Below are 26158 nucleotides of genomic sequence, written 5' to 3' on the forward strand. Positions count from 1 at the left end.
GAGTCACCGCATTGGCGATCGCCGTCGTGACACTGTCGTCCGCGTGCGGCTCGCCTCCGCGGCCGTCCCCCGTGACCCGACCTGGGCCATTGACGGCGACCTGCGCAGCGGCTGTCCACGCCCAATCACCGCGCTCCCCCTCGGTGACGTTGACATCGACGAATGGGCAGATAGCCGACGTCCCCGACGGCAAGAAGGGGGCGCCGTGGGGGACTTACGGGGGCGGCTATCACACCGATACCGTCAGTATCAGCTCATCCGGCATCGTCTCGGTCCGGTCGAATGCGAGCACGCACGACCTTCCTGTGGTCGGCGGCGGCCGATGCGGAGTCACCACCGTGCAGGACGGAAAGGGCTTCCTGACGGTCGCGCCGACTGGCAGCGACACCGTTGATGCAACAGTCCTGGACGCAGGGGAAACCATCGGCGACGTGCGGATGTCCACGAGGCTGCCCTCTGGGCAGGTGGTCGCCGTCGCCATGGGCGAGGGCGCACGCACCCGGCAGCCCGCTGCCTACTGGGTCACGAGCTCGGGCCAGTACTTCTCCAGCACCGGTGGACGCGGGCACGCTGCGACCGCCGGCGGTGTCCGAGTGGTGCTGTTCCCCAGCGCGAGACTGGTGGGTTACTCCGAGGCTTCCGGGGTTGCGAGCATCGAGGGCCTGGAAAAGATATCGCCCCCGCCGATGTTCTTCGGGCTGGGTGGCCCTGGCGATCACAGATCCGACATAGCCCTGCTGCCTGCAGGCTCGCACGACATCACCATGCAGTTCAATGTCGACGGTTCGCAAGGTGCAGCGAACAGCGGTATCCAGGCGGCTGCGATACCCGGCACCCGGTACATGATCGCTGTCCTCGCCTCCGCATCGAACGAGGCCGGTGACGCTGGCATGCAGTGGACGGATGCCCATGGCCACGTCAACCAGTGGCGCTCGAATGACCTCGCTACGCCGTGACCTAGAAGGAGACCTGCGAGCCCATCACGACGGTGCGGTCGACCGGGAGGCGGAAGTAGTCGACCGGTGAAGCTGCATTGTGGGCCATGCCCAGGAACAGTCGCTTGCGCCAGCGCGGCATTGCTGAGTCACCAGTGGCGTGCACGGTGATCCGGGACAGGTAGTAGTAGGCCTCGTCCGGATCGATCGGAACGCCTTGTTCCGCGGCGAGCCGCAGCCCATCGGGGACGTTCTGGTCGTCCTGGAAACCGTAGTGCAGGGTGATGTGACTGATCGAGTCGTGCGCATCGCCCATGTCATCGAATTTGACCCGATCCTGCGGCGCAACGTGCGGAATGTTCTCCGACACCGTGGAGACGATGAAGACGTTGTCGTGGATGACGTGGTTGAAGTTCGCGTTCTCGCGGAACGCCAACGGCGTGGTCATCCGGTCCGGGTGCAGGAAGATCGCCGTCCCGGGCACCCGGCTGACCGGGTCGGTGTGCAACCAGTCCAGGAACGGCTGCATCGGTCCTTCGAGCTTGACTCTGCGCTCTGTGACGATCGCACTGCCCTTGCGCCAGGTGAACATGATCGTGCAGATCGCCAGAGCGATGAGCAGGGGCAGCCACCCGCCATGCAGGACCTTTGTGAGGTTGGCGGCGAAGTAGGTGAGCTCGAGGACCCCGAAGACAATCCCGACCAGCAGCATCTTCCAGCGCGGCCACTTCCACACCGAGTCGGCATAGACGAGAAACAGCGTCGTGGTGATCAGGAAGGTGCCGGTAACCGCCAGGCCGTACGCGGTGGCCAGTTTGGCCGAGGACCGAAAGAGCACCAGCAACAGCATCACCCCGACGTACAACGCCCAGTTGATCGCCGGGATGTAGATCTGACCGCTACTGGACTGGGAGGTCTGCCGCACAGTCATCCGAGGCAGGTAACCCAGCCTTGATGCCTGCCGTGAGACCGAGTACGCGCCGGAGATGACGGCCTGGGAAGCAATCACCGTGGCCATCGTCGCAAGGATCACCAGCGGGATCTGCGCCCAGCTCGGCGCCATGATGTAGAACGGGTTGCTGATGCTCTTCGGCGACTGCACAATGAGCGCGCCCTGACCCAGGTAGTTGAGCGTCAGGCACGGAAATACCAGGAAGAACCACGCCCGCCGAATAGGCACCGGTCCGAAGTGGCCCATGTCCGCGTACAACGCCTCGGCGCCGGTGATGGTCAACACCACCGCGCCCATCGCCACGAACGCGATGTATGGATGGTCGACCACGAACATAACTCCGTAGGACGGGGACAAGCCCGTCACAATGGACGGCTCAGCCACGATCTTGCTCAACCCCATCAGCCCCAGGGCCACGAACCAGACCACCATGATCGGACCGAACAGCCGGCCGACCACGTGCGTGCCGAAACGCTGCGCGAGGAAGAGGAGGGTGATGATGACCGCGCCCACCGGCACCACGAGGTGTGCCAGGGACGGGGTGGTGACCTCCAGCCCCTCTATCGCCGAGAGCACCGAGATGGCCGGCGTGATCACGCTGTCGCCGTAGAACAGTGAGGCCCCGAGCACTCCGAGGATCATCACCAGGCTGAAGCGTTTTCCGCCTGAGGGGACATATCGCCGGGCCAGAGCTGCCAGCGCCATCACCCCGCCTTCACCGTCGTTGTCGGCCCGCAGGATGAACACCACATATTTGATCGACACCACGACGGTGATCGACCAGAAAACCAGTGAGATCACCCCGAATACGTCGCCCCGACTCGCCGTGACGGCGTTTTTGTCGATCGAGAAGACCGTCTGCAGTGAGTAGAGCGGGCTGGTGCCGATATCGCCGAATACGACACCGAGCGCACCCAGAGCCAGAGCCATCCCACCCGTGTGGTGCGCTGTAGCCGGCGACGCAGTCGAAGGCGCTTCCGCTTCAGGGGAATCGGACGGTACGTCGAGTGTCACGCAGATGAACTGTCCACTCCGAAGCTGCACGTTTGCTGATAACCCCCTAGGACCAGCCACGCTGCAGCTCAGTGCACCAGCGTCGCCATTCTGCGCACTGCTTCGCGGATGACCTGCGGCGATGTGGCGAGATTGAAGCGGACGAACTGGGCACTGCGCGGGTCGTAGTTCACGCCGGCGCTGACCGCGACCTTGCCCCGCTCCAGGAAGCACGCGTGCGGGTCGTCCAGCCCGAGCGCCGAGCAGTCCAGCCAGGCGAGGTAGGTGGCCTCGGCGTCGACCATTCGAACCTGCGGGAGGTGCTCGGCGAGTAGCTGGCGCAGTAGAACTCGTCGTTCACCCAGCTCGAGGAGTAGTTCATCAAGCCACCCGGCTCCGTGCGCGTATGCCGCGACGTGTGCAATCTCTCCGAGGTGATTGGCGCCGTGCGTGACCACCTCGTGCAACATGCCGAGCGACCCGGCCGCATCGGCGCCCGGTACCGCGAGCGCAATCTTCAACCCGGCCAGGTTCCATGACTTGGAGGCGCTGACGACCGCGATCCCGCGGCTCGCTGCGGGTACAGCGAGGTACGGCGTATAGGTCACCCCCGGGTGAGTGAGCGGAGCGTGGATCTCGTCGCTGATCACCAGGATGTCGTGGCGGTCGGCGAGACCGGCGAGCATCGCCAGTTCGGCGGCCGTGTGCACTGTGCCGGTGGGGTTCTGCGGGTTACACAGGATGTACGCCGAGCCGGGCCCGGCTTCGGCGAACGCAGCTTCCAGCGCCTCGGGATCGAGGCGGAAGTCCGAGTCGAGGTACGCCGTCACGAGTCGCCGACCCAGGGACTGCACGAACCCGAAGAACGAGTCGTAGCAGGGCGGGCTCACGACAACCGCAGCGCCGGCCACTGTGTTCGAGCGGATGATCTCGGATATACCGATCATCACGTCCGGCAGCATCATCATCGCCGCCGGGTCGGGGGCCCAGCCCCAGCGGGATGCGGCGAATTGCGCGAACGTCTGTTCGAGCGGGCCGGGTGCGGCGTACCCGACGTCACCCCGCCGCAGGGCCGAGGTGACGGCATCAACCACCGGCTCGCAGGGCACACAATCCATCTCAGCCACCCAGACCGGCACTACATCGGGGCCGTAAAGGCGCCATTTGATGCTGGTGCGGGTCGCGCGAAGTTCATCCAGGTCGGCATCGAGAATCGGCATAGCCCATCCTTTCATTCAGCAGGCCTGAGCTCTCGCGCACACACGAGAAGCGGCGCGCTCCCAAAGAGCGCGCCGCTTCATCCTGCTTTGGTGCTGGTTGTGCTGAGCTGGACTTAGAAGCCCATACCGCCCATGCCACCCATCTCGTCGCCGCCACCGGCGGCCGCAGCTGAAGCCTTCTCCGGCTTGTCAGCGATGACGGCCTCGGTGGTGAGGAAGAGCGCGGCGATCGATGCGGCGTTCTGCAACGCCGAACGGGTCACCTTTGCCGGGTCGATGATGCCGGTGGCGATCATGTCGACGTACTCACCGGTCGCGGCGTTCAGGCCCTGACCGGAGGGCAGGTTGCGCACCTTGTCCACAACGACGCCCGGCTCGAGCCCGGCGTTCTTGGCGATCTGCTTCAGCGGAGCCTGCGCGGCCACCTTGACGATGTTCGCGCCGGTAGCCTCGTCGCCCTCGAGCGACAGGGTTGCCCATGCAGCGTCGGTCGCCTGCAGCAGCGCAACGCCACCACCGGCAACGATGCCCTCTTCGACGGCGGCTTTCGCGTTGCGAACGGCGTCCTCGATACGGTGCTTGCGCTCCTTGAGCTCGACCTCGGTCGCCGCGCCCGCCTTGATGACGGCAACGCCACCGGCGAGCTTGGCAAGCCGCTCCTGCAGCTTCTCGCGGTCGTAGTCGGAGTCGGAGTTCTCGATCTCGGCGCGGATCTGGCTGACCCGACCGGCGATCTGGTCGGCGTCACCCGCACCCTCGACGATGGTCGTCTCGTCCTTGGAGACGGTCACCCGACGCGCGGTACCCAGCAGGTCCAGCTCGGCGGTGTCGAGCTTGAGGCCGACCTCTTCGGAGATGACCTGCGCACCGGTCAGGATGGCGATGTCGCCGAGCATGGCCTTGCGACGGTCACCGAAACCGGGAGCCTTGACGGCCACGGACTTGAAGGTGCCACGGATCTTGTTGACCACCAGGGTCGACAGGGCCTCGCCCTCGACGTCCTCGGCGATGATCATCAGCGGCTTGCCGGACTGCATGACCTTCTCAAGCAGCGGGAGCAGGTCCTTGATGCTGGAGATCTTGGAGTTGACGACCAGGATGTACGGGTCGTCCAGCACGGTCTCCATGCGCTCGGTGTCAGTCACCATGTAGCCGGAGATGTAGCCCTTGTCGAAGCGCATGCCCTCGGTGAGCTCGAGCTCCAGACCGAAGGTGTTGCTTTCCTCGACGGTGATGACGCCTTCCTTGCCGACCTTGTCCATCGCCTCGGCGATGAGCTCGCCGATCTGGGGGTCAGCAGCAGAGATCGAGGCGGTAGCAGCGATCTGCTCCTTGGTCTCGATGTCGACGGCCTGGTCCGAAAGTGCCTTGGACACGGCGGCCACGGCGGCCTCGATGCCACGCTTCAGCGCCATCGGGTTCGCGCCGGCCGCAACGTTGCGCAGACCTTCACGCACCATCGCCTGCGCGAGCACGGTTGCGGTGGTCGTACCGTCTCCGGCGACGTCGTCGGTCTTCTTGGCGACCTCCTTGACCAGCTCGGCGCCGATCTTCTCGTAGGGGTCCTCCAGCTCGATCTCCTTGGCGATGCTGACACCGTCGTTGGTGATCGTGGGGGCGCCCCACTTCTTCTCCAGCACTACGTTGCGACCCTTGGGGCCGAGCGTGACGCGCACGGCGTCGGCGAGGATGTTCATCCCTCGCTCGAGGCCGCGACGGGCCTCTTCGTCGAAAGCGATGATTTTAGCCATCTGTGTGGTCCTCCCACATTACGTACCGAAGCTGGCCATACGACGCCCGCGACGGACGAGTCGCGCCTGCCCGGGCGTACGGTGCGCGGGAGGTGAGCGGCTCTCGTCGGACGGCCACTGTCTGTCACTCTCATAGCGAGAGTGCTAACGCCATTATTGGCACTCTCCCCATGCGAGTGCAAACGACGGGACGGACCGTTCCTGAAGTCCTCGGTCGAGGCGGCTCAGTCTTTGTCGTCGTCGAAGCCGAGACGGCGCGCCGTGCGCTGCCGCATCCGACCGGCGCGCAGCCGCTGCAGGCGCTTGACGAGCATCGCGTCGTACGCCATCGCCTGCGGGGTGTCGATGAGGGAGTTCAACGTCTGGTAGTACCGCGTCGAACTCAACTCGAATGTTTCACGAATCGTCTGTTCCTTGGATCCCTGCAGCTTCCACCAGGTGCGCTCGAAGTCCAGAATGCTGCGTTCGCGCGTCGACAGGGCATTGACGGCCTGCGGCGGTTGGGCCTCGGCGGGGGCGACGCTCATCAGCATCCTCTCGGGACATCGGGGACGGGTGACCCAATAGTAGGAGCGAATGACACCGATGTCATTCCGGGACGGGGCAGTCGGGGTCGCCCCGATCTTCCGATAGGTTGTTGCTCGCTTACTATTTTGCTAGCATTCTTTCATGTCGCCCAAGGACCCGTCCCCGAAAGTGCAGTTCAACGTCTACCTGCCACCCGATCTCGTGACCCGCGTCAAGCACCGCGCGATCGACGAGGGCAGCAGTCTGTCCACCCTCGTCTCGCGGGCGCTGACCGACTACCTGGACGGCGACGCCCCACACCCCCGCTCCTCCCGCCCGGTAAAGGAATCGTGACCATGTCCCTGACTGTCGCCGCCATCCGCTACACCGATGATCTGCCCGCCATGCGCGACTTCCTGGAGCTGCTCGGGCTCTCCCCCGCAGTGGTGTCCTCGGGCTGGATCGACCTGCATGCCGGCGCGGGGCGCGTCTGGTTGCACGCCACCAGCAATGCCGACTCACCGAGCACACCCGGTCAGACCAACCTGTGTTTTGAGACCACCGACCTGCCCGGGCTCGCCGAGCGACTCGGCACGAACTACATCGATGAGACGTTCGGGGCGTCGCTGCTGATCACCGATCCATTGGGCGACACCGTGCAGATCAACTCGCGACACACCGACACCTACGGGTACGAATCGCTGCAGCCGCGCCCGGACCTGCAGACCTCAGTCGTCGCTGTGCGGTTCACTGACCCCGCCGGCTCGTACGTGCCGTTCCTGCAGGCACTCGGGCTGCGTCGTTCGGTCAGTACGTCGAATGCGGACTACGCAGAGTTCTCCGCAGGCACCGGCATAGTCGGCCTGCATACCGCGGGCCCGGACACCGGCGATCGAACGCACGCCACCAGCGCCCACGTGGCTGTCGTGCAGTTGGCACTGAGTACGACACGCGACCTGGACGCGATCGCGGAAACCCTGCGCAGCGGCGGCCACGGCGATGCCCACGTGGTGGCCGGAGGCTCCCAGCGCTCGGTCCATGTCACCGACCCCGACGGCCAGTCACTCGAGATTCACCCGGCGTGACCCTCGGCCGGCCTCGCCAAAGCGGCTCGGGTCGCATCTTGTGACGATGGGTGAGCAATAGCCGCACCCTCGTCAAAAGATGCACCCCGCGCCATCGTCCGCACAGTGCGTCCACCCCCTGCTGTTGTCGGGCCGGTTATCCACCGCACCCGGGAGCACACTGGCAGCCGATGCCGGGGTTGCTGGACTGTGGCCGATGTGACCCTCTTGACCATGCAACAGTCCACCTTCCCGGCCGGCATCAGCTCTGCGCTGATCGCCCGCGCCGCCGCGCAGGGGTATGCGTTCACCCGATCCGACGCACAGGAACTCGGGTGTCCCGACAGTCAGCTCCGCGCCTGGTGCCGGACCGGGCAGCTGCGCACGCCGGGTTATGGCGCCTATTACCTGCCACCGGCCATCAACAATGGCTCCTCGGACAGCCCAACGGACATCTCTGCCGACCTTTTCTCCGCCGACCGTGAGGACGCCGTGCGCCGGATTCGATCGATCGTCCTGACGATGAATGATTCTGTGGTCGTTACCCATGAGTCGGCTCTGCTGCTCCATGGGCTGCCGGTCTGGTCCACCAGGGCAGTTCTGGACACCCACCTGAGCAACGGTGGCATCCGGACGCGGACGCGCCGCAGCGGCGTGCGGATGCACCGTTCTGCACCGGCACTGCAGTCGATGCTCATCGATAACGTCTGGGTGGCCTCAGCTGCGTGGGCAGTGGCCCAGACGGGCTGCACCCTGGGACTGGAGGCAGCGGTGGTAGCCGCCGACGCGGCCCTGCACGCGGGGTTCACAAGCGTCGGCCGACTCGGCGAGGCATGCACGGAACTTACTGGCACCAGGGGCAGCAGCGCGCTCTCCGCGCATCCCCGACTCGTGGATGGCCGCTCCGAATCGCCAGGCGAATCTCGCCTCCGGCTGCTCGTGGACGGCGCGGGGTTCGACGTGACGCCCCAGCTCGTCATACGCAACGAATTCGGCGACTTCGTTGCGCGAGTCGACCTGGCACTCGATGGCTCACCGGTGATCATCGAGTTCGACGGGATGCTGAAATACCGCGGTGCCGCAGCTCGTGGTGCGTTGGTGGCCGAAAAACACCGCGAACTGTCCCTGAACCGGCTCGGCTACATCGTCATCCGGGTGACGTGGGAAGACCTGCCGCACCCCGAACGCATCGTTGGCTGGCTGCGCACGGCTCAGGCGCGCACCGGAGGTCGCATCTTGTGGTGAGGGTGACGCTATTGCCGCACCCTCACCAAAAGATGCGGCCGGAGCCGGATGAGCGACGCTCAGGCCATCGAGTCCAGAATCGCGACGATGTCGTCCTCGGTCGTGCGGGGGTTGACGATCGCGAACCGTGCCAGCGTCTCCCCGTCGTGCGAGGTCGGCACCACAAAACCTTCCTGGCGCTGCAGCAGGCCATCGGACCAGCGGTGGTAGTCCGCAGAGTCCCATCCGAGCCGGCGGAAGACCAGCACCGACAGGTCTGCATGATGGACCGCTTCGACGTATTCACGCGAGCGCACCTGCTCCTCGGCGAAACGGGTCACCTCCAACGTGCGTTCGACAGCATCGGTGTATGCCTGGGTGCCGTTCGCGACGAGGGAGAACCACAGCGGCAGACCGCGGGCGCGACGGGTCAGGCCGATGGAGTAGTCCGTGGGGTTCCAGTCGGGTGCGTCATTGAGCACGTCGAGGTAGGACGCGTGCTGAGTGTGCGCGGCGCGCGCCTGCGACGGATCGCGGTAGAGCAGCGCGCAGCAGTCGAACGGCGCGAAGAGCCATTTGTGCGGGTCGACGATGAAGGAGTCACATCGCTCGATGCCGTTGTACTTGGCCCGCACGCTCGGGGCGGCCAGACCGGCGCCGCCGTAGGCACCGTCGACGTGGAACCAGATACCGAACTCTTCGCAGACGTCTGCGACCGACGTGAGGTCGTCGATGACGCCGAAGTTGGTGCTGCCGCATGTCGCGACCACCGCGAAAAAGGTCTCCGGACCGTGCTCCAGCAGCACCTCGCGTAGCCGCTCCCCCGTCAGGCGCATCCCGTCATCGGTCTGCACCGGCACCATCTGCGCATCCATCACCTCACACGCCGAGGCAATAGAGGAGTGGGCGCCCACCGTCGCCGCAACACGGAAGGGCCGCCCGCCGCGACGATTGCGGGCGCTACTCCGCGCGGTCACCAACGACGACAGGTTGCCGATGGTGCCGCCCTGCACGAACGACCCCCCGGCGGTCTCAGGCAGTCCGACCAGACCGGCGATCCAGCCCAGCGCCTGGTTCTCGGCATACACGGCGCCTGCGCCCTCCAGCCACGACCCACCGTAGATCGAGGAGGCACCGACGACCAGGTCGAACATCGCCGCTTCGCGGGTCGGGGCGCACGGGATGAACGACAGGTAACGCGGGTGGTCAATCGACAGGCACGCCAGCGAGAGCTCCTCGGCGAAGAGGCGCAACGCCTCCTGCCCGCCGAGCCCGCCCGAGGTCAGCGCCTGCCCGGCAACCGAGTCCAGGTACTCCTTGCTGCGCGGGCCGTCCAGCGGCACCGGATCAAGCGCCAGACGCTCCGCGGCGTACCGCAGGATGGACTCGCCGAGGGCCTGGGTGTCTTCGTTGAACTCATGCACGCAGCGAGTGTAGGTGCCCCGGCTGGTAGGCACGGGCCGTGGCGGACCTCGTAAATTGGGGGTATGCCGACCGCTGCCCTCCCCGAGTCAATCCACCCGAGTTGGGTCCAGACGCTGGCCCCGGTCGCAGACAACATCGCTGCCTGCGGTGATTTCCTGCGCGCCGAGCTCGCGGCCGGTCGCGGATACCTTCCCCCGGGGCCGGCGGTCATGCGCGCATTCGAACAGCCGATGGACGAGGTCAAGGTGCTCATCCTGGGCCAGGATCCGTATCCCACCCCCGGCTACTCGATCGGGTTGTGTTTCTGCGTCGCTCCCGACGTCCGCCCGGTGCCGCGCAGCCTGGTCAATATCTACGCGGAGCTGAGCACCGACCTCGGAGTACCGACTCCGAGCAACGGCGATCTCACCCCGTGGGCGGCCCAAGGGGTACTGCTGCTGAACAGGGTGCTCACCGTCGAGCCGAACAACTCCGGTAGCCACCGCCGAAAGGGGTGGGAGGAGGTCACCGGGTGCGCTATCGCGGGTCTCGTGGCCCGTGCGCAGCCCCTGGTCGCGATCCTGTGGGGACGCGACGCCCAGTTGGTCATCCCGCAGTTGGGCAGTACTCCCTACATCGCGAGCGTGCACCCGTCGCCCTTGTCGGCACGCCGTGGATTCTTCGGGTCCAAGCCGTTCAGCCGGGCGAATACGCTGCTGACGGAGCAGGGATGCTCACCCGTCGACTGGAGTTTGGTATGAGGTGGCACAGGTACATCGCGATCGGCGACTCGTTCACCGAGGGCGTCGGCGACGCCGACCCGGGTGCGCCGGCGAACTACATCGGCTGGGCCGATCGACTCGCGGGGCAACTGGGCAAGCGAAACGACGAGCAACGGACCGAGTTCGAATACGCGAACCTGGCTGTCCGGGGGCGGCTGCTGCACGACGTCGCCGGGTCCCAGTTGGATGCCGCCCTGGCGATGAAGCCGGACCTGTTGTCGATGGTGGGCGGAGGCAACGACATCCTGAGACCCAAGGCCGATCTGGACGGCATCGCCGATCAACTCGAGGCCGCGACCCGTCGCGCGCGCGATGCAGGCGCCGATGTGCTGCTCGCCACCTTGGCCGACCCCGGCCTCGCCCCGGTGATCAAGGCTGCTCGACCACGCGTCTCGGCCCATAACGCCAACGTGTGGGGCATCGCCCAACGCACCGAGGCCTACGTCCTGGACATCTGGTCGATGCGTTCGCTGCGTGACATCCGCATGTGGGCACCGGACCGGCTGCACCTGTCCACCGACGGTCACCGCAGGGTCGCGCTGCAGGCCGCCTGGACCCTCGGGCTGATCGAGGGTGAGCGCGAGTGGGCGACGGCACTGCCGGCCGGGCCGCTGCAGTCACGCACCCGGATCGCGCATGAAAATGCCGTCTGGGCCAAGGACTACCTGGCCCCATGGGTGCAGCGGCGACTGCGCGGGCGCAGTTCAGGTGATGACCTGCAGCCCAAGGCCCCACAGCCGCGGCCGCTGACCCGGCCGAACGACTGAGCTGCCGAAGGGGTGTCACCTGAGCGAGCACGGATGACTCCGGCGGCGTACGCCGTGCTCGGAGCAATCGCTCAGGGCCCGACCCACGGCTTCGCCATCGCCCGACGTCTGCAACCCGGCGGGGACCTGGGCAGAGTGTGGAGTGTGACCCGGCCACTGGTCTATCGGGAGTTGGCCCGGTTGATCGAGCACGAACTGGTCATCGAAGAAGCCGACGAGCTGGGTGACCGCGGACCGCGCCGGACCGTGGTGCGCGTGTCGGCGGAGGGTCGAGCCGAAATCGAGTGGTGGCTCACCGAACCGGTGAGTCGGGTACGCGACTTCCGCTCGCTGTTCCTACTGAAGCTGGCCTTGATCGACGGTGTCGGGGATGCGCCTGCCGACCTGATCGGCGCTCAGCGCGCGGCATTCGAACTACGGCTGACCCACATGCAGCAAGAACTTGCCGGCACCGCAGACTTCGAGGCTCGAATTCTGTTGTGGCGCAAGCTGTCTACCCAGGCTGCTGTGGACTTCCTCAATGCAATCGACCAGGACCCGCCTCACTAGTCGCATCGTGACTACCCGTAGGGCAGGATGGGCGACCAACAGATGCTCTCCGGTGAAAGGCACTCTTCGATGAAACGTCTCCTCGGCGCCCTGGTCATCGCGGCTACTACCGCGACCGCCGTGGCGGGGTGCAGCAGTAGTTCCCCTGCGCCCGAATCCGCAACAGCCACACCTAGCTCAGGCGGTACGACGAAGGGAAGTGGCAAGGTCAGCGTTCTCTACGCCGGATCACTGGTGAAGCTGATGGAGACAAAGATCGGGCCGGACTTCACCAAGAACACCGGTTACGACTTCAGCGGCTTCGGTGCCGGTTCCACGGGTCTGGCGAATCAGATCAAGGGCAAGGTCCGCAAGGGGGACGTCTTCGTCAGCGCCAGCCCGGCCGCCGACAAGCTGCTTCAGGGTCAGGCCAACGGCAACTGGGTCAGCTGGTACATCACCTTCGGCTCCTCCAAGCTCGTCCTCGGCATCAACCCCAAGAGCAGGTTCGCGAATGATCTGAGGACCAAACCCTGGTACGACGTGATCACCGAGCCGGGGTTCAAGGTCGGCTTCACCGACCCCAGGACGGACCCGAAGGGCAAGTTCACCGCGCAAGCCCTGGCAGCGGTCGGCAAGGCCCATCCGGCCCTCAACAAAATTGCCGCCAGCCCCAAGAACGTCTTCCTCGAGGAGACCCTGGTGGCCGATCTGCAGACGGGTCAGTTGGATGCGGGGTTCTTCTACGCCAGTGAGGCGAAGACGGCAAACATTTCGACCGTGCCACTGACCGGCACTGACCTGGGGGCGAAGTACACCGTCACCGTCTTGAAAAATGCCCCCAACGCAGCGGGCGCGACGGCCTTCGTGAAGTATCTGTTGGGAACCCAGGTCCAGGGCATCTTCAAAGACGCCGCGTTCACCGTGGCCGACCCGCCGAAAGCAACCGGCACCGTACCTGCGGGCCTGCTGCCGGCGAAATAGGAGCGACCAGTCACCGCATCGCGCAGCATGACCCGCAGCAGCCCGTTGAAGTATCTCGGCGGGCTGCTCGCGATCTACCTCCTGGTGCCGTTGATCTACTTCGGGTGGCGGTTCGCGACATCCGGGGATCGCGGTTTCGGGCAGAGCGGCCTGTGGGCTGCAGCGCGTACCTCGGTGGTGGCCGCCAGCATCTCCACGCTCATCGTGGTGTTGCTCGGGGTGCCGCTCGCGCACTGGCTGGCGCACGCTCGTGGCCCGGTCGCGCGAATCGTGACGGTCGCTGTGCAGCTGCCGCTCGCGTTGCCGCCGGTCATGAGCGGCATCGTGCTGATCTATCTGGTCGGGCCCTACACCTGGCTCGGTTCACATTTCGATGACAACCTCACCGGCAGTCTGGCCGGGGTGGTCATCGCGCAGACTTTCGTCGCGGCCCCGTTCCTGGTGATTGCAGCGCGCTCAGCCTTCGCGGAACGTGACCCGGCCCTGGACGATCTGGCGGCGACACTCGGCCACGGACCGCTGTCACGATTCTGGAAAATCGATCTACCGCTGGCGTCGAACGGGATTCGCGCCGGTGGGGTGCTCACCTGGCTACGCGCGTTGGGCGAGTACGGCGCCACGGTGCTGCTCGCCTACCACCCCTACACGTTGCCGGTCTTCACCTCCGTGCAGTTCTCCTCGACCGGGCTACCCACGACGCAGGCGCCTACTGCGTTGGCTCTCGTCATCGCGGTCGCGGGCCTGCTGCTGAGCGGCTTCCGGCTGAAGCGACGTCGCCACCGAGCCCATCCCCCGTTGCCCGTGCACCCCGAACCGGCGATGGCGACGCCGGTAGCTTTCGCCCTCGACCACCGGGTCGGCGACTTCCGGATCCATCTCATGCATCGTGCCGGCAGCAACCGGCTGGCGATCCTCGGTGCTTCCGGCGCCGGCAAGAGCCTCACCCTCAGGGCCATCGCCGGCCTGTCGGACACCCCGGGCGAAACCGTGCAGTTCGGGGTGCGGCCGGTGGGCGACGTGCCCGCCGAGCGACGCGGCGTCGGTTACGTCCCACAGAACCGCGGCCTCTTCCCGCACCTCACGGTGTGGGAGCATGCGACCTTCGGGGTCCGCGCAGATCCCGGCCTGGCTGCCTGGTGGCTGACCGAACTCGGCCTGGGTGACCTCCTCGAACGACGACCCGACGAGCTCTCGGGCGGTCAACGGCAACGGGTCAGCCTGGCCGCGGCCCTCAGCAGCGCACCGCAACTGGTGCTGCTGGACGAGCCGTTCTCGGCACTCGATGCGCCGGTGCGCTCCGGCCTGCAGTCCACCGTCCGCAGACTCCAGCGCGAAAGCGGCCTCTCCACGGTGCTGGTGACCCACGATCCGGTCGAGGCCGCGATGCTGGCCGATGAAGTGCTGGTGATCGCAGACGGTGAACTGCTGCAGGCGGGCCCGATCACGCAGGTCTACCGACATCCGGCCTCACCGGCAGTGGCCCGCCTGGTCGGCATACCGGACGTCATGCCCGGCATATCCACCGCTGCCGGACTGCTGCGTGCCGGAGACTGCGATTTCGACGTGCTGACCGGCGTCGCTCCCGGGGCGCCGGTCACGTGGTGTATCCGCCCGCAGGACGTCACCCTGGGTGTGAGCGGGCGCTACGAAGCGCTCGTCGAGGACGCCGCCGACCTCGGCTCGCATGTTGCCGTCACCCTCCATCTCGGCGGGAGTGTGCGACTGTCCGCGAGCGTGCGGGATCTCGCCCAGGTGCCGTTGGGCAGCCGACGTCGCTTCGACGTGGACCCGGCACGCATCGTGGTGTGGCCTGTGCCCGACACGAGGACGACGGACATACTGGCGAAATGAGTCCCGCGCGCGAAACCGTCTTCACCTATGCCGCCCCCCACCTGAAATTGGGGCCGGGCGCCTCCCGCGAAGTCGGCTACGACCTCGCGGCGCAGGGCGCGAGACGGGTGCTGATCGTGACCGATCTGGGCGTCGCAGCCACCGGCGCTCCCCGACACGTCGCGGACTCGCTGTGCGAAGCCGGTGTGCAGGTTGCCATCTTTGACGGGTCGCACGTCGAGCCGACGGACGAGAGCCTGGCCGTGGCCGTCGAATGGGCCCGCGAGAACGGTCCGTGGGATGCCTTCGTCGCCGTCGGCGGTGGGTCCTGCATCGACACCGCCAAGGCGGTCAACCTGCTCACCACCAACTCCGGCGAGCTGATGGACTATGTCAACGCACCGGTCGGTGGTGGCGCCGACCCGACGCAGCCGCTCAAGCCGCTGATCGCCGTACCCACCACGACCGGCACCGGCTCGGAAAGCACCACGATCTGCGTACTCGATGTGCTGTCGCAACACGTGAAGACCGGCATCAGCCATGCCTCGCTGCGCCCGACCGTCGCCGTGGTCGACCCCGATCTGACGGTCAGTCAGCCCACCATGGTCACCGCCTGCTCGGGGATGGACATTTTGTGCCATGCCCTGGAGAGCTATACGGCGAAGCCGTACACCTCGTTCGCGGCCAAGAAGCCGGGCGAGCGGGTGCCTTACTGCGGCGCGAACCCGGTCGCCGACATGTGGGCGGAGAAGGCCCTGATGCTGATGGCCGGATCGTTCCGCCGGGCGGTGCTGGACGGCTCGGACGTCAGCGCGCGATTCGACATGGCGTTGGCCGCCACGTTTGCCGGGATGGGCTTCGGCAATGCAGGGGTGCACATCCCGCACGCCAACGCCTATCCGATTGCAGGACGGGTGCGCGACTACCGACCCGCCGACTACCCGCAGGACGAGGCGATGGTGCCGCACGGGATGTCCGTCGCCCTGACCGCACCGGCCGCGTTCGCCTTCACCTTCGACGCCTCGCCGGACCGGCACCTGCGCGCCGCTGACCTTCTCGCGCCGGACGCGCCACGCACCGACGACCCGGGCGACCAGTTGCCGTCGGTACTTCGATCCCTGATGCAGGAAATCGGCATACCGAACGGCGTCGGTGCCATCGGCTATTCAAGTGCTGATTTCGATGACCTCGTCGAAGGAACGATGAAGCAGCAGCGTCTGCTGGCGACGGCGCCGAAAGAGGTCACCGAGCAGGACCTGCACGACATCTTCGAGGCCTCCCTGAACCTGTGGTGAGTGAGCGTCAGCGGGTCATCTCCGTGCGGATCGCCGCCGCGAAGGCCTCGACGTCGTCCTCGGTCGTGTCGAAAGCGCACATCCAGCGCACCTCACCCGTGGCTTCGTCCCAGAAGTAGAACCGGAAGTGCTCCATCAGTCGCTCGCTGACCGCGGTCGGTAGGATCGCAAAGACCGCGTTGGCCTGCACCGGGCGTGGAATCTGCAGCCCGTCGATGTCGCGAACCCGCTCCGCCAACAGCCGGGCCATTGCATTGGAGTGCGCGGCGTTTCGCAGGTAGAGGTCATTCGTCAGCAGCGCCTCCAACTGGGTGGAGATGAAGCGCATCTTCGACGCCAGCTGCATCGACTGCTTGCGGAGGTACTTCATTCCCTGGACCACGTCGGGGTTGAGCACAACCACGGCCTCACCCACCATCAGACCGTTCTTCGTGCCGCCGAACGACAGGATGTCGACACCGGTGTCGGTGATCATCTGCTTGAACGAAACACCCAGTGTCGCTGCCGCATTCGACAGTCGCGACCCGTCGACGTGCAGCACCCAACCACGGGTGTGCACATGCTCGGCAATTGCTGCAATCTCCTGCACCGAATACGCCGTACCGAGTTCGGTCGTCTGGGTGATGGAGACCACCTTCGTCTGCGCGTGGTGCTCGTCGTTCTGCCGAATAGCCACCGTGTCGATGAGCGACGGGGTGAACTTGCCATCGGGCGTCGGCACCGTCATCAGCTTCAACCCGCCCATCCGCTCCGGTGCAGCGCACTCATCGACGTGGATGTGCGCGCTCGCGGTGCAGATCACCGACTCCCAGCGCTGCGTCACTGCCTGCAGCGCAACGATGTTCGCACCCGTTCCGTTGAACACCGGGAATGCCTCGACCCGGTCCCCGAAGTGCCCTTTGAAGACCTCCTGCAGCCGCGCGGTGTAGACGTCGTCGCCGTACGCCGTCTGATGGCCGCCGTTGGCTCGGGCGATCGCAGCGAGCACCTCCGGGTGCACCCCGGAGTAGTTGTCGCTGGCGAATCCGCGAGCGTTTCGGTCGTGCAGAATCGGCAGGCCCTCAGTCATACCGACATCGTCACAGATCCACCCGCCCGGGCGTTCATCGCACCCCGCCGTTGCAAGCGACATGCACTTCACGGCTGCCGACCCAAACAACCCCGCGGCTACGCAGTTCGGAAACCTGACGGGATTGAACTACCTGTCGCTCGCTGCACAGCGACCGCCCGCGCGACCGTGGATCGGACCCAGTCCTCGTTGTGCATCACGTGTTCCCACGAGAAGCGCAGCAACATCCAGCCACCCAGAATCAGCTCGTCGTATCTCCAGCAGTCCCGGACCAGTTGCGCGCGCTGTGTGTGGAACTCGTGGCTGTCCGCCTCGATCACGATTCGCAGTGACTCGCTCACCAGATCTGGACGTATCCGGTGTCCGGCGACCTCCAACTCGGCCTGAGGCGTGAAGACCGGGCCGACCGCTTCCAGGGCGAGCGCCCGCAAGGTCGACTCGAAGGGGTTGGCCGCGAGCGCTGAGGCCTGCGTAAAAACCAGCGCCGCCCGCGATCGGCCGAAGCGGGGAAGGCAAGCCACCTGTTCAACCAACTCGCCGGCAGAAAGCAACCCGGAACGTAGCGCCGAGTCGGCTACCGCGAGGGACTCGACCAAGGGCAGATCGCGCGCACAGTCCACGACGGTTCGGATCGGTGTCGTGAGCAGAATCTCCTGAACATCTCCCGTGGGCAGATCGCGCCACCGGATGTCGCACCCTCGACGTCGCGGCGACGCTATCTTCCGAGTCCGGTGAACGGTCAGTTCGGGCCGCGTGGGTTCGGAACGGACGGACCAACCGTGCAGCAGCGCGGCACTTCGATGGCTGATGACCGCGCTGAGCTCGCGCGCCGCCCCTCGCGTGGTGTCGAAACCTGCCGATGTGTACTGCCCGCGCCCCACCCGATGGATGACTTTCATCGCAACGGCGGTATCGATGCACCTGTCGCCGACAAAGGCCCGCAACTCAGCGCGAGTCGCCCATCCCCCGCACTGAGCAAGAGCCAGCAAAGCACTCTGGTCCATTTACCGAGCATTACCGAGTCAACTCGGCAGTCACCGAAGTTATCCACAGGTGCAGCGACGAACCTGCACTTCTAGGATCCGTGGCCGACGACTGCCCAGGTTGCGCGGTTGTTTGCCACGCCAGCCGTGAAGTGCATGTCCATCGCTGCAGACGGCTAGAGGATCGCGCCGTTGACCTCCGCCGCCGGGCGGTCCCACAGGCCGATCAGCTGCGCGGCGACGTCGTCGACCTCGCGGTAGTTCTTGAACGCCGCATCCGGGCGGGCCGCACGCATCGCAGGTGTGAGCAGCGCCATCAGCCGTACGACGCTCGCAGCGGCGTCGCTGTCCTTGAACGAGTCCGCCACGGCCAGCGTCCAGGCCTCGGCCGCTGCCTTCGCCGCTGCGTAGGCAGCATTCTTGGCCCGCGGTTTCGCGACCCCGGTCGACGACACGATCGCCAGCCGCCCGCGCGGACTGGCCAGTATCGGGTCATGCAGTGCCCGGCTCGCGTGCTGCAGCGTCTGGATCAGCGACGTATGCAGTACATCCCAGTCGGTGAGGTCGGATTCGACAATGCCCATGCCGCCACGCCAGCCGCCCACCAGATGTAGCAGCCCGTCGATACGTCCGTGGGTCTGATAGAGCTCGTGACCCCAGGCAAGGGTCTCCTGCTCGTTCGAGAGATCGACCGCGCTCGCGCTGACCGCTCCATTGCCTGCAGCAACCAACGTATCCATCGCTGCGGCGTCGCGCCCGACCGCGACCACCTGCGCACCGGCTGCGGCCGCGCGTCCCACAACGTCCGGTCCGAGCGCTCCGGTGGCGCCCGTGACGACGACGACAAGCCCGCTGAGGTCGGTCATGCGACCTGGGGTACTTCGGCGTTGACGGCCGTGATGCCGGCCGTCGAGGCGATCGTGGGGGTCATCTTCTTACGCAACGCCTCGTAGAACACGTTGAGCGGGAACTCGTCCGGCTGCACGGCATCCACCATCAGCTTCAACGGGCCGTCGAGCGGCAGTGCCTCCGCGCCCTTGGCCCAGGTCGACGCGGGGTGCGGTGCGACGTACCGCGCCATGAATTCATGCGCCGCGAGCCAGTGCCCGACGCGGGACCGATCGATGCCGGAACGGTAGAGGTGCTCGACCTCGTCGCACAGCGCCACGATGACCTCGGGCACCCGACGCCAGTCGAAGGACAGCTTGTTGTCGGTCCAGCGCAGCGCATCGTGCTGGTGCAGGTAGGCGAACATCAGTTGCCCACCCAGCCCGTCGTAGTTACGCGTACGGTCCCCGGTGATCGGGAAGCGGAAAATGCGGTCGAAGAGGATCGCGTGCTGCACGAACTTGGCGTACGGCTGACCCTGTCCTTCCAGAAGGACAGCCTGCCGGAAGGTGTTGAGGTCGCAGCGCAACTCCTCCAGCGCATACATCCAGAACGGCATCCGTTGCTTGATCATGAACGGGTCGAACGGCAGGTCACCGTGGCTGTGGGTGCGGTCGTGGATCAGGTCCCACATGGCGAAGGTGCTCGCTGCGATGTCCTGGGAGGCGACCAGTCGCTCGGCCTCCGGCGGCAGCTGTAGCGACAGCAGTGCGGATGCTTCGCGCACGACGCGGCGGAAGCGCGCACCCTCGCGGTCACAGAAGATGGCGCCCCAGTGGAACTTGGGAACCTCCCGCACTGCAACGGTTTCGGGGAAGAGCACGGCGGAGTTGGTGTCGTAACCGGGGGTGAAGTCGATGAAATTGACGGCCAGGAACATCGGGTTGTCGTAGGTCGCCTCCACCTTCGCCAGCCAGTCCGGCCACGCCACCCACAGCAGCAGGGCCTCGAAAACCCGGTCCAGGTTGCCGTTCTGGGTGTACATCGGAAAGACGACGAGGTGCTCGATGCCGTCTTCGCGGTGCTGATCGGGCCGGAAGGCGAGCAGGGAGTCCAGGAAGTCGGGGACGCCGAAGCCGCCATCGACCCAGGCGTCCAGGTCGACCGGTAGCAACGTCAGGTAGTCCACGTCGTGCGGGAATCGCGGTGCGAGCGCGGCGATCTCGGTTTTCATCGTGTCGACGAGATCGGCTGCGCGGGCGTGGTCGTGCGCCGCGCCGTCGATGGAGCCGTTCTTGGCCTGCATCAGGCGCAGCTCTTCAACAGCCTGCTTCAACCGCAGCCATTCACCCATGGTTTCGACACCACGGGTGAGGTGCCGAACGTCGCTGATCCGCTGCCCGGCCGCCCAGGTGACGGCGTTGGTCCAGAACTGCGCGTGATCCAACTCGGCAATGGAGTCATCGCCCATGATGTCGGAGTCGGCGAGGACAACGATCCGGCCCTCCCCGTAGGTCGTCGTCACTGCGAGCGCCTCACCGGATGGAAAGGCCGTGGGGCTGGTGCGGGCGAGTACGCGTACCTCGGCGCCGGCCTCGATGTCGATCACACCGGTGCGGTAGAAACAGAGTTGGTCCACTCCGGCGAGCAGGCCCTGACCGGATCGGTCGGGCATGTCGGCCAGCACCCAGGTGGCGTTGTCGTGGTGGCGGTGGCCGCCGTCGACGGACTCGTGCACCACGGTGCTGCGAACCCGCACCCCCACTCGGGCGAGCAGATCGTTCACATTGTTGCCGTGTACGTCCTGGTCACAGTCGGCCAGGACGACGAGGCCGCCGCCGCCGTGGACGAACTCCAGCACTGCATCGATCTCGGCCGGCTCGAACGCGGCGGGCAGCGTTCCGGCGACCCGCTCGGACCTGCCGTCGGCGGGGTGGGCGATGACGTAGACATCGGTATCGGCCAGAGCGGGCACGGTAACCGGGCCGTCATGGCGCGCCACAACTTCGAAACCCCGCGCGCGTAGTGCGAGCGCTGCCTGCTCCAGGCTGGCGTCGTCGGGATTGGCGGGATTGATGATCGCCGCGAGCGACCGCTCGAGCGCCCAGGCACTGGAGTGCTCCTGTTCGACCAATACCTTCGGAAAGACAGCCACGACGCCTCCAAGCGAGATTATTTATTGCATTTCGAAGCTTAAACGAGATTATTTGCGGTAGCAAGCTGCCGCGTGGGGTGCGTCACATCGAGGCTCCGGGGGCCAATTACAGTCGGAGGTATGACGGTCAATCGCCTCCTGCCCGACGATGCCGGCGCCGAACTCATCGCCCTTGTTCGAGAGTTGTGCGTCAAAGAGCTCGCGCCCCGCGTAGATGCCGCCGAACGCGACGGCGAGATGCCCCGGGAGGTCTACCGCACCCTGGGTGCAAGCGGCCTGCTGGGTTTGCCGTACGCCGAGGAACTCGGCGGCGGCGGGCAGCCCTACGAGACCTATCTGCAGGTCCTCGAGGAGATCGCCGCGACCTGGATGAGTGTGGCCGTCGGAGTCTCCGTGCATGCACTGACCTGTTTCCCACTGGTGAGCACCGGCACGCCGCAGCAGCAGGAGAACTGGCTGACCGACATGCTGGGTGGGGAACTGCTGGGCGCCTACTGCCTGTCCGAACGGGAGGCCGGCTCGGACATCGCCAGTATGAAGACCCGCGCCCGCGCCACGCAGGACGGCGACGCGTACGTCGTGAGCGGCACCAAGGCCTGGATCTCGCACGCCGGCCACGCCGACTACTACACGAGCTTCGTGCGCACCGCCGACACCGGAAGCAAAGGACTGTCCTGCTTTCTGGTGCCGGGCGACGCGGACGGCCTGAGCGCTGCGACGCCCGAACGCAAGATGGGTCTGGCCGCCGACCCGGTCGCCGAGATGCGCTACGACGACGTGCGGGTGGACGCGAGTCGACGCATCGGCGCGGACGGCGATGGGATGCGGCTGGCGCTGTCCGCCCTGGACGCCGGACGCCTCGGAATCGCCGCCTGCGCAACGGGACTCGCGCAGGCTGCACTCGATGCCGCCGTGCATTACGCGGGCACCCGCGAGCAGTTCGGCCGGACCATCGCCAGCAACCAGGGGTTGCAATTCATGCTCGCCGATATGGCCGCCTCGACCAACAGCGCACGCGCGTCCTACTTGTTGGCGGCGCGACTGAAGGACGCCGGACGCGAATACGCCGCGGAGGCCTCGATAGCCAAGCTCGTCGCCACCGACGCGGCGATGAAGGTCACGACCGACGCGATCCAGGTGCTCGGCGGGGCGGGGTACACCGCTGACTTCCCCGTCGAGCGGATGTTCCGGGACGCCAAGGTCACTCAGATTTTCGAAGGCACCAACCAGATCCAACGCATGGTCATCGCGCGGCACCTGCTGGCGCGCGTCACCCGCTAGCGCGGTGCAGGCAGTAGCTTGACAGTCGCTCTGCGCCTGGCCAGCAACTCTGCCCCTCATCGCACCGGCTCTATTTGGATTCATTGCACCCGAAAGGCTCACCCATGAAGATCACCGATTCGACCGTCGCCCTCATCACCGGTGGCGGATCCGGCCTCGGCGAGGCCACCGCCCGTCGCCTCCATGCAGATGGCGCGGCCGTCGTCATCCTCGATCTGGACCGGTCCCCCGGTGCCGACGTCGCGGACTCACTCGGCGAGCGCGCCCGGTTCGTGGCCGCAGACGTCCGCGACGAAGCCCAGGTGCAGGCAGCGATCGACGCCGCACGCGCACTCGGTGAACTACGCGTCACTGTCAACTGCGCTGGGATCGGCACCCCCGGGCGGATCGTCGGCAAGCGTGGCATCCACCCGCTGCAGGACTACAAGGACGTCATCGAGATCAACTTGATCGGCACCTTCAACGTGCTGCGGTTGGCAGCGGCGGCCATGCTCGAGAACGATCCGGTCGACGGCGAGCGCGGTGTCATCACGATGACCGCGTCGGTCGCGGCCTACGACGGTCAGATCGGCCAGGCGGCGTACGCCTCGTCCAAGGGTGGCATCGTGGGGCTCACCCTCAGCGCGGCACGTGATCTTGCTCAGCAGCAGATCCGGGTCATGACGGTAGCTCCCGGCACGTTTGAGACGCCGATGCTCGCAGGTCTGCCGCAAGAGGCGATGGAAGCGCTCGAAGCGCAGGTCCCGCACCCCTCCCGCCTCGGCAAGCCCGCCGAGTACGCCGCACTCGTCGCGCACATCATCGACAATCCGATGCTGAACGGCGAGGTCATCCGCCTCGATGGCGCGCTGCGGATGCCACCCCGCTGACCCGCCCTCCCCGCATTTTGGTCGCCAGCGAGGCAAACGTGAAAGCGGCAGGCGGAGTCGGTCGGGCGGGTCAGGACCCTTTGATGCCCCAGCTGCCGGTCCAGGTCTGTCCCGGCTCCAGCGACAGCAGTCCGTCGCCGGAGTTGAACGCGTTGGACGGGCAGGTCATCGGCTCGACGGCGATGCCGGTGCGCCGCGCCTTCTGCTCCGGCAACGAGTCACCGGTGAACACCTGCGCGTAGGGAAACCTGGTTGCGTCCGCCCACAACGTCGTGCGGTGCTCGCCCAGCTGAACTGACACCGACCATCGACCGTCATGGGCAGTGAGCCAGGCGTAGCAGTGGTCCAGCTGGGTGGCCCCGATCGACGCGCCGTCACGGAAGTCGAACGCCGTGCCTTCTACCCGGGCCGAACCGATCGGGATCAGCTGTTCGTCGACGGTCAGGGTGCGGGCGCCCGGGACGGTGAGCGTGACCTCGTCGTCGATCGACTCACCGACAGTCAGGTACGGGTGCGCGCCGTACCCGAACGGCGCCGTGCTGTTACTGAGGTTCGTCGCCGACGGCGTGACCATCAGCCCGTTGTCGCTGAGCGTGTAGGCGATCTGCAAGCGCAGCGTCCAGTCCCATCCTGGCTGCGGGCGCAGCACGTGCTGGACCACAACTGCATCAGCATCGTGTTGCTGCACAGTCCAGTTGGCCCAGCGCACGAGTCCGTGGGAGGAGTTGGACCGGGCCGGTTCGGTGAGGGCCAACTGCTGGGTTTTGTCGGCGAAGGTGTATTTCCCGTCCCGGATCCGGTTGGGCCAGGGCATCAGCACCTGCCCGCGCCCGGCATCCGCCTTGGCGCTCTCGGGGTAGCCGTGCAGCAGATCACGCTCACCGACCCGGTAACTACGCAGTCCGCCGCCGACACCGACGATCACCGCCTCATGGTCGCCGTGCTGGATGGTCCACTGCTCGCCACTGGGAAAGACTGTCTGCATAGCTCTAGTTGACCACGATTTGGACATGCTGGGCGGGTCAGATGTGACCCGCTCGGCATGTCCAAATGCTGGTCAGTCGGTGCTGGACAGGAGCCGAAGTGCCGCCTCGCGCATCTCCACCTTGCGAACCTTGCCGGTTACCGTCATCGGGAACTCCTGCGTGACGTGCACATACCGCGGGATCTTGTAGTGCGCGAGCTTGCCGTCGCAGAAGGCTCGCAGCGCCCCGACGTCCAACGCGGCGCGGTCCGGCCGCATGACCACCCAGGCCATCAGTTCCTCGCCGTACCGCTCGTCCGGTACCCCGATAACCTGCACGTCGGCAATGTCCGGGTGGGTGTAAAGAAACTCCTCGACCTCACGGGGATAGACATTCTCACCGCCGCGGATGACCAGGTCCTTGATGCGCCCGACGATGGCGACGTAACCGCGCTCGTCCATCGTCGCGAGGTCGCCGGTGTGCATCCAACGCGCCGCGTCCATCGCCTCAGCGGTCTTGTCGGGCTGCTCCCAGTAGCCGAGCATCACGCTGTAGCCACGCGTACACAGCTCACCGGTGACGCCGCGAGCCGCGGGCAGGCCCGTCGCCGGGTCGATGACCTGTACTTCCAGGTGCGGCATCACCTGCCCGACGGTTTCGGTGCGACGCGCGAGGTCATCGTCCATCCGCGTCATCAGCGACACCGGCGACGTCTCAGTCATCCCGTAGCAGATGGCCACCTCGCTCATGTGCATATCGGCGATGACCCGCTTCATCACCTCCACGGGGCAGGGTGAGCCCGCCATGATCCCGGTCCGCAGCGTGCTCAGGTCGAACGTGTCGAAGTCGTCCAGTCCCAGCTCGGCGAGAAACATCGTGGGCACGCCGTACAGCGAGGTACACCGTTCCTGCTGCACCGCCTTCAGGGTGACGCGGGGTTCGAAGGACGGCGCCGGTATGACGACACACGCTCCGTGTGAGGTGGCCGCGAGGTTGCCCATCACCATCCCGAAGCAGTGGTAGAACGGCACCGGCACGGCGATCCGGTCCTCGTGGGTGTAGCCGACCAGCTCACCGACGAAGTAGCCGTTGTTCAGGATGTTGTGGTGGGTGAGGGTCGCACCTTTGGGGAATCCCGTGGTGCCGGAGGTGTACTGGATGTTGATCGGCTGATCCGGCGCCAGCTCAGCGGCACGCCGGTCCAATTGCGCCGCACTGACCTCCCCCGCGCGTGACAACAGGTCCTCCCAACTGCCATCCCCGATGTAGACGACCTGGCGAAGCTCGGGGCACTTCCCCCGCACCTGTTCCACCATCGCGCGGTAGTCCGAGCTCTTGTGGGTGGTCGCGCTGAAGAGGGTGCGCATGCCGGACTGCTGGAGCACGTAGGACAGTTCATGCGCCCGGTACGCCGGGTTGACACACACCAGGAGTGCACCGATGCTCGCCGTCGCGTACTGCACCAGCACCCATTCGGGCAGATTCGGCGCCCAGATGCCCACCCGGTCCCCCCGCTGCACCCCGGTTGCGAGCAGCGCCCTCGCGACCAGATCCACGTCGGCGACCAGCTCGTCGTAGGTCCACCGCCGCCCGCTGAGCACGTCGACCAGCGCTTCCCGAGCCCCGTGCACAGCGGCCGTGCGACGTAGATCGGCACCGATGGTGCTCCCCAGCAGCGGGACATCTGAGATCCCGCTGGCATAGGACGGGGTCGCGTCGGGCGACACGGGGATCACGGACATGAGGTGGCCTCCTCGGCGTGGAGCGGTGCT

The 26158-nt window shown here is 66.2% G+C and carries 23 protein-coding genes; 12 read left to right on the forward strand and 11 right to left on the reverse strand.

The annotated features are described in order from the left end of the window. Positions 1-143 precede the first annotated feature (143 nt). Complete coding sequence (locus V3G39_16995; protein XAS76316.1) at positions 144-956, forward strand: hypothetical protein; 813 nt, start codon at positions 144-146, stop codon at positions 954-956. 1 nt (position 957) lies between these two features. On the opposite strand, the gene V3G39_17000 is transcribed toward V3G39_16995, so the two are convergent. The 4 genes from V3G39_17000 to V3G39_17015 form a co-directional block, all read right to left on the reverse strand. After that, a complete protein-coding gene (locus V3G39_17000) occupies positions 958-2817 on the reverse strand; it encodes a potassium transporter Kup (GenBank protein XAS76317.1) in 1860 nt (619 codons plus the stop codon). Positions 2818-2969: 152 nt separating this feature from the next. After that, on the reverse strand, positions 2970-4100 hold the full coding sequence (locus V3G39_17005) for an aminotransferase class I/II-fold pyridoxal phosphate-dependent enzyme (protein XAS76318.1): 1131 nt from the start codon (positions 4098-4100) through the stop codon (positions 2970-2972). A gap of 113 nt (positions 4101-4213) precedes the next feature. Beyond that, positions 4214-5851 carry a chaperonin GroEL gene (groL, locus tag V3G39_17010; protein XAS76319.1) on the reverse strand — a complete coding sequence of 546 codons (1638 nt, stop codon included), beginning with the start codon at positions 5849-5851 and terminating at the stop codon, positions 4214-4216. A 224-nt stretch (positions 5852-6075) separates the two neighbouring features. Further along, the gene (locus V3G39_17015) at positions 6076-6378 is read right to left on the reverse strand and encodes a DUF3263 domain-containing protein (protein XAS76320.1); all 303 of its coding nucleotides are present in this window, start codon (positions 6376-6378) and stop codon (positions 6076-6078) included. Positions 6379-6520: 142 nt separating this feature from the next. Between V3G39_17015 and V3G39_17020 the strand changes: the two genes are divergently transcribed. The 3 genes from V3G39_17020 (at position 6521) to V3G39_17030 (ending at position 8667) form a co-directional block, all read left to right on the forward strand. Then, positions 6521-6712, forward strand: a complete 192-nt coding sequence (locus V3G39_17020; protein ID XAS76321.1) for a CopG family transcriptional regulator — start codon at positions 6521-6523, stop codon at positions 6710-6712. Between the two features lie 2 nt (positions 6713-6714). Then, positions 6715-7443, forward strand: coding sequence for a VOC family protein (locus tag V3G39_17025; protein ID XAS76322.1), 729 nt, complete (start codon positions 6715-6717; stop codon positions 7441-7443). 213 nt (positions 7444-7656) lie between these two features. Next, a complete protein-coding gene (locus tag V3G39_17030; protein XAS76323.1) occupies positions 7657-8667 on the forward strand; it encodes a type IV toxin-antitoxin system AbiEi family antitoxin domain-containing protein in 1011 nt (336 codons plus the stop codon). Between the two features lie 59 nt (positions 8668-8726). Here V3G39_17030 and V3G39_17035 read toward each other — a convergent pair whose 3' ends face one another. Continuing rightward, complete coding sequence (locus tag V3G39_17035; protein ID XAS76324.1) at positions 8727-10070, reverse strand: pyridoxal-dependent decarboxylase; 1344 nt, start codon at positions 10068-10070, stop codon at positions 8727-8729. A 63-nt stretch (positions 10071-10133) separates the two neighbouring features. On the opposite strand from V3G39_17035, the gene V3G39_17040 reads away from it, so the two are divergent. The 6 genes from V3G39_17040 to V3G39_17065 all read left to right on the forward strand — a co-directional run bounded on the left by V3G39_17040 (position 10134) and on the right by V3G39_17065 (position 16236). Further along, a complete protein-coding gene (locus tag V3G39_17040) occupies positions 10134-10811 on the forward strand; it encodes a uracil-DNA glycosylase (protein XAS76325.1) in 678 nt (225 codons plus the stop codon). Further along, on the forward strand, positions 10808-11599 hold the full coding sequence (locus tag V3G39_17045; protein XAS76326.1) for an SGNH/GDSL hydrolase family protein: 792 nt from the start codon (positions 10808-10810) through the stop codon (positions 11597-11599). Before V3G39_17040 ends, V3G39_17045 begins: the two co-directional genes overlap by 4 nt. A 33-nt stretch (positions 11600-11632) precedes the next feature. Next, positions 11633-12148 carry a helix-turn-helix transcriptional regulator gene (locus tag V3G39_17050; GenBank protein ID XAS76327.1) on the forward strand — a complete coding sequence of 172 codons (516 nt, stop codon included), beginning with the start codon at positions 11633-11635 and terminating at the stop codon, positions 12146-12148. Positions 12149-12217: 69 nt separating this feature from the next. Then, entirely contained in the window at positions 12218-13111 is an 894-nt protein-coding gene (locus V3G39_17055) for an extracellular solute-binding protein (GenBank protein XAS76328.1), read from the forward strand. 27 nt (positions 13112-13138) lie between these two features. Further along, on the forward strand, positions 13139-14962 hold the full coding sequence (locus V3G39_17060; GenBank protein ID XAS76329.1) for an ATP-binding cassette domain-containing protein: 1824 nt from the start codon (positions 13139-13141) through the stop codon (positions 14960-14962). Further along, complete coding sequence (locus V3G39_17065; GenBank protein ID XAS76330.1) at positions 14959-16236, forward strand: hydroxyacid-oxoacid transhydrogenase; 1278 nt, start codon at positions 14959-14961, stop codon at positions 16234-16236. Before V3G39_17060 ends, V3G39_17065 begins: the two co-directional genes overlap by 4 nt. Positions 16237-16243: 7 nt before the next feature. On the opposite strand, the gene V3G39_17070 is transcribed toward V3G39_17065, so the two are convergent. From V3G39_17070 to V3G39_17085, 4 genes are all read right to left on the reverse strand, one after another. Then, on the reverse strand, positions 16244-17305 hold the full coding sequence (locus tag V3G39_17070) for a low specificity L-threonine aldolase (protein ID XAS76331.1): 1062 nt from the start codon (positions 17303-17305) through the stop codon (positions 16244-16246). A 98-nt stretch (positions 17306-17403) separates the two neighbouring features. Next, positions 17404-18309 carry a DUF559 domain-containing protein gene (locus tag V3G39_17075; GenBank protein ID XAS76332.1) on the reverse strand — a complete coding sequence of 302 codons (906 nt, stop codon included), beginning with the start codon at positions 18307-18309 and terminating at the stop codon, positions 17404-17406. Between the two features lie 155 nt (positions 18310-18464). Next, positions 18465-19154, reverse strand: coding sequence for an SDR family NAD(P)-dependent oxidoreductase (locus V3G39_17080; GenBank protein ID XAS76333.1), 690 nt, complete (start codon positions 19152-19154; stop codon positions 18465-18467). Further along, the gene (locus V3G39_17085; GenBank protein ID XAS76334.1) at positions 19151-21271 is read right to left on the reverse strand and encodes a DUF6421 family protein; all 2121 of its coding nucleotides are present in this window, start codon (positions 21269-21271) and stop codon (positions 19151-19153) included. The genes V3G39_17080 and V3G39_17085 overlap by 4 nt, the downstream gene beginning before the upstream one ends. 120 nt (positions 21272-21391) lie before the next feature. On the opposite strand from V3G39_17085, the gene V3G39_17090 reads away from it, so the two are divergent. Both V3G39_17090 and V3G39_17095 read left to right on the forward strand, forming a co-directional pair. Then, positions 21392-22552, forward strand: a complete 1161-nt coding sequence (locus V3G39_17090) for an acyl-CoA dehydrogenase family protein (protein XAS76335.1) — start codon at positions 21392-21394, stop codon at positions 22550-22552. A gap of 104 nt (positions 22553-22656) precedes the next feature. After that, positions 22657-23421 carry a 3-hydroxyacyl-CoA dehydrogenase gene (locus V3G39_17095; protein XAS76336.1) on the forward strand — a complete coding sequence of 255 codons (765 nt, stop codon included), beginning with the start codon at positions 22657-22659 and terminating at the stop codon, positions 23419-23421. Between the two features lie 70 nt (positions 23422-23491). Here V3G39_17095 and V3G39_17100 read toward each other — a convergent pair whose 3' ends face one another. Further along, the gene (locus V3G39_17100) at positions 23492-24406 is read right to left on the reverse strand and encodes an aldose 1-epimerase family protein (protein XAS76337.1); all 915 of its coding nucleotides are present in this window, start codon (positions 24404-24406) and stop codon (positions 23492-23494) included. Positions 24407-24478: 72 nt separating this feature from the next. Next, on the reverse strand, positions 24479-26128 hold the full coding sequence (locus V3G39_17105; protein XAS76338.1) for an AMP-binding protein: 1650 nt from the start codon (positions 26126-26128) through the stop codon (positions 24479-24481). Between the last annotated feature and the right edge of the window lie 30 nt (positions 26129-26158).

Source organism: Dermatophilaceae bacterium Sec6.4 (assembly GCA_039636865.1).
Taxonomy (GTDB): Bacteria; Actinomycetota; Actinomycetes; order Actinomycetales; family Dermatophilaceae; genus Allobranchiibius.

Excerpts from the sequence above, each read along its gene's own strand:
- V3G39_17075 (XAS76332.1), bottom strand. The coding sequence starts at position 18,309 with ATGGACCAGAGTGCTTTGCTGGCTCTTGCTCAGTGCGGGGGATGGGCG.
- V3G39_17090 (XAS76335.1), top strand. The coding sequence starts at position 21,392 with ATGACGGTCAATCGCCTCCTGCCCGACGATGCCGGCGCCGAACTCATC.
- V3G39_17025 (XAS76322.1), top strand. The coding sequence starts at position 6,715 with ATGTCCCTGACTGTCGCCGCCATCCGCTACACCGATGATCTGCCCGCC.
- V3G39_17080 (XAS76333.1), bottom strand. The coding sequence starts at position 19,154 with ATGACCGACCTCAGCGGGCTTGTCGTCGTCGTCACGGGCGCCACCGGA.
- V3G39_17105 (XAS76338.1), bottom strand. The coding sequence starts at position 26,128 with ATGTCCGTGATCCCCGTGTCGCCCGACGCGACCCCGTCCTATGCCAGC.
- V3G39_17000 (XAS76317.1), bottom strand. The coding sequence starts at position 2,817 with ATGGCTCTGGCTCTGGGTGCGCTCGGTGTCGTATTCGGCGATATCGGC.
- V3G39_17095 (XAS76336.1), top strand. The coding sequence starts at position 22,657 with ATGAAGATCACCGATTCGACCGTCGCCCTCATCACCGGTGGCGGATCC.
- V3G39_17015 (XAS76320.1), bottom strand. The coding sequence starts at position 6,378 with ATGAGCGTCGCCCCCGCCGAGGCCCAACCGCCGCAGGCCGTCAATGCC.
- V3G39_17060 (XAS76329.1), top strand. The coding sequence starts at position 13,139 with ATGACCCGCAGCAGCCCGTTGAAGTATCTCGGCGGGCTGCTCGCGATC.
- groL (XAS76319.1), bottom strand. The coding sequence starts at position 5,851 with ATGGCTAAAATCATCGCTTTCGACGAAGAGGCCCGTCGCGGCCTCGAG.
- V3G39_17065 (XAS76330.1), top strand. The coding sequence starts at position 14,959 with ATGAGTCCCGCGCGCGAAACCGTCTTCACCTATGCCGCCCCCCACCTG.
- V3G39_17055 (XAS76328.1), top strand. The coding sequence starts at position 12,218 with ATGAAACGTCTCCTCGGCGCCCTGGTCATCGCGGCTACTACCGCGACC.
- V3G39_17005 (XAS76318.1), bottom strand. The coding sequence starts at position 4,100 with ATGCCGATTCTCGATGCCGACCTGGATGAACTTCGCGCGACCCGCACC.
- V3G39_17070 (XAS76331.1), bottom strand. The coding sequence starts at position 17,305 with ATGACTGAGGGCCTGCCGATTCTGCACGACCGAAACGCTCGCGGATTC.
- V3G39_17040 (XAS76325.1), top strand. The coding sequence starts at position 10,134 with ATGCCGACCGCTGCCCTCCCCGAGTCAATCCACCCGAGTTGGGTCCAG.
- V3G39_17045 (XAS76326.1), top strand. The coding sequence starts at position 10,808 with ATGAGGTGGCACAGGTACATCGCGATCGGCGACTCGTTCACCGAGGGC.
- V3G39_17050 (XAS76327.1), top strand. The coding sequence starts at position 11,633 with ATGACTCCGGCGGCGTACGCCGTGCTCGGAGCAATCGCTCAGGGCCCG.
- V3G39_17020 (XAS76321.1), top strand. The coding sequence starts at position 6,521 with ATGTCGCCCAAGGACCCGTCCCCGAAAGTGCAGTTCAACGTCTACCTG.
- V3G39_17100 (XAS76337.1), bottom strand. The coding sequence starts at position 24,406 with ATGCAGACAGTCTTTCCCAGTGGCGAGCAGTGGACCATCCAGCACGGC.
- V3G39_17030 (XAS76323.1), top strand. The coding sequence starts at position 7,657 with ATGCAACAGTCCACCTTCCCGGCCGGCATCAGCTCTGCGCTGATCGCC.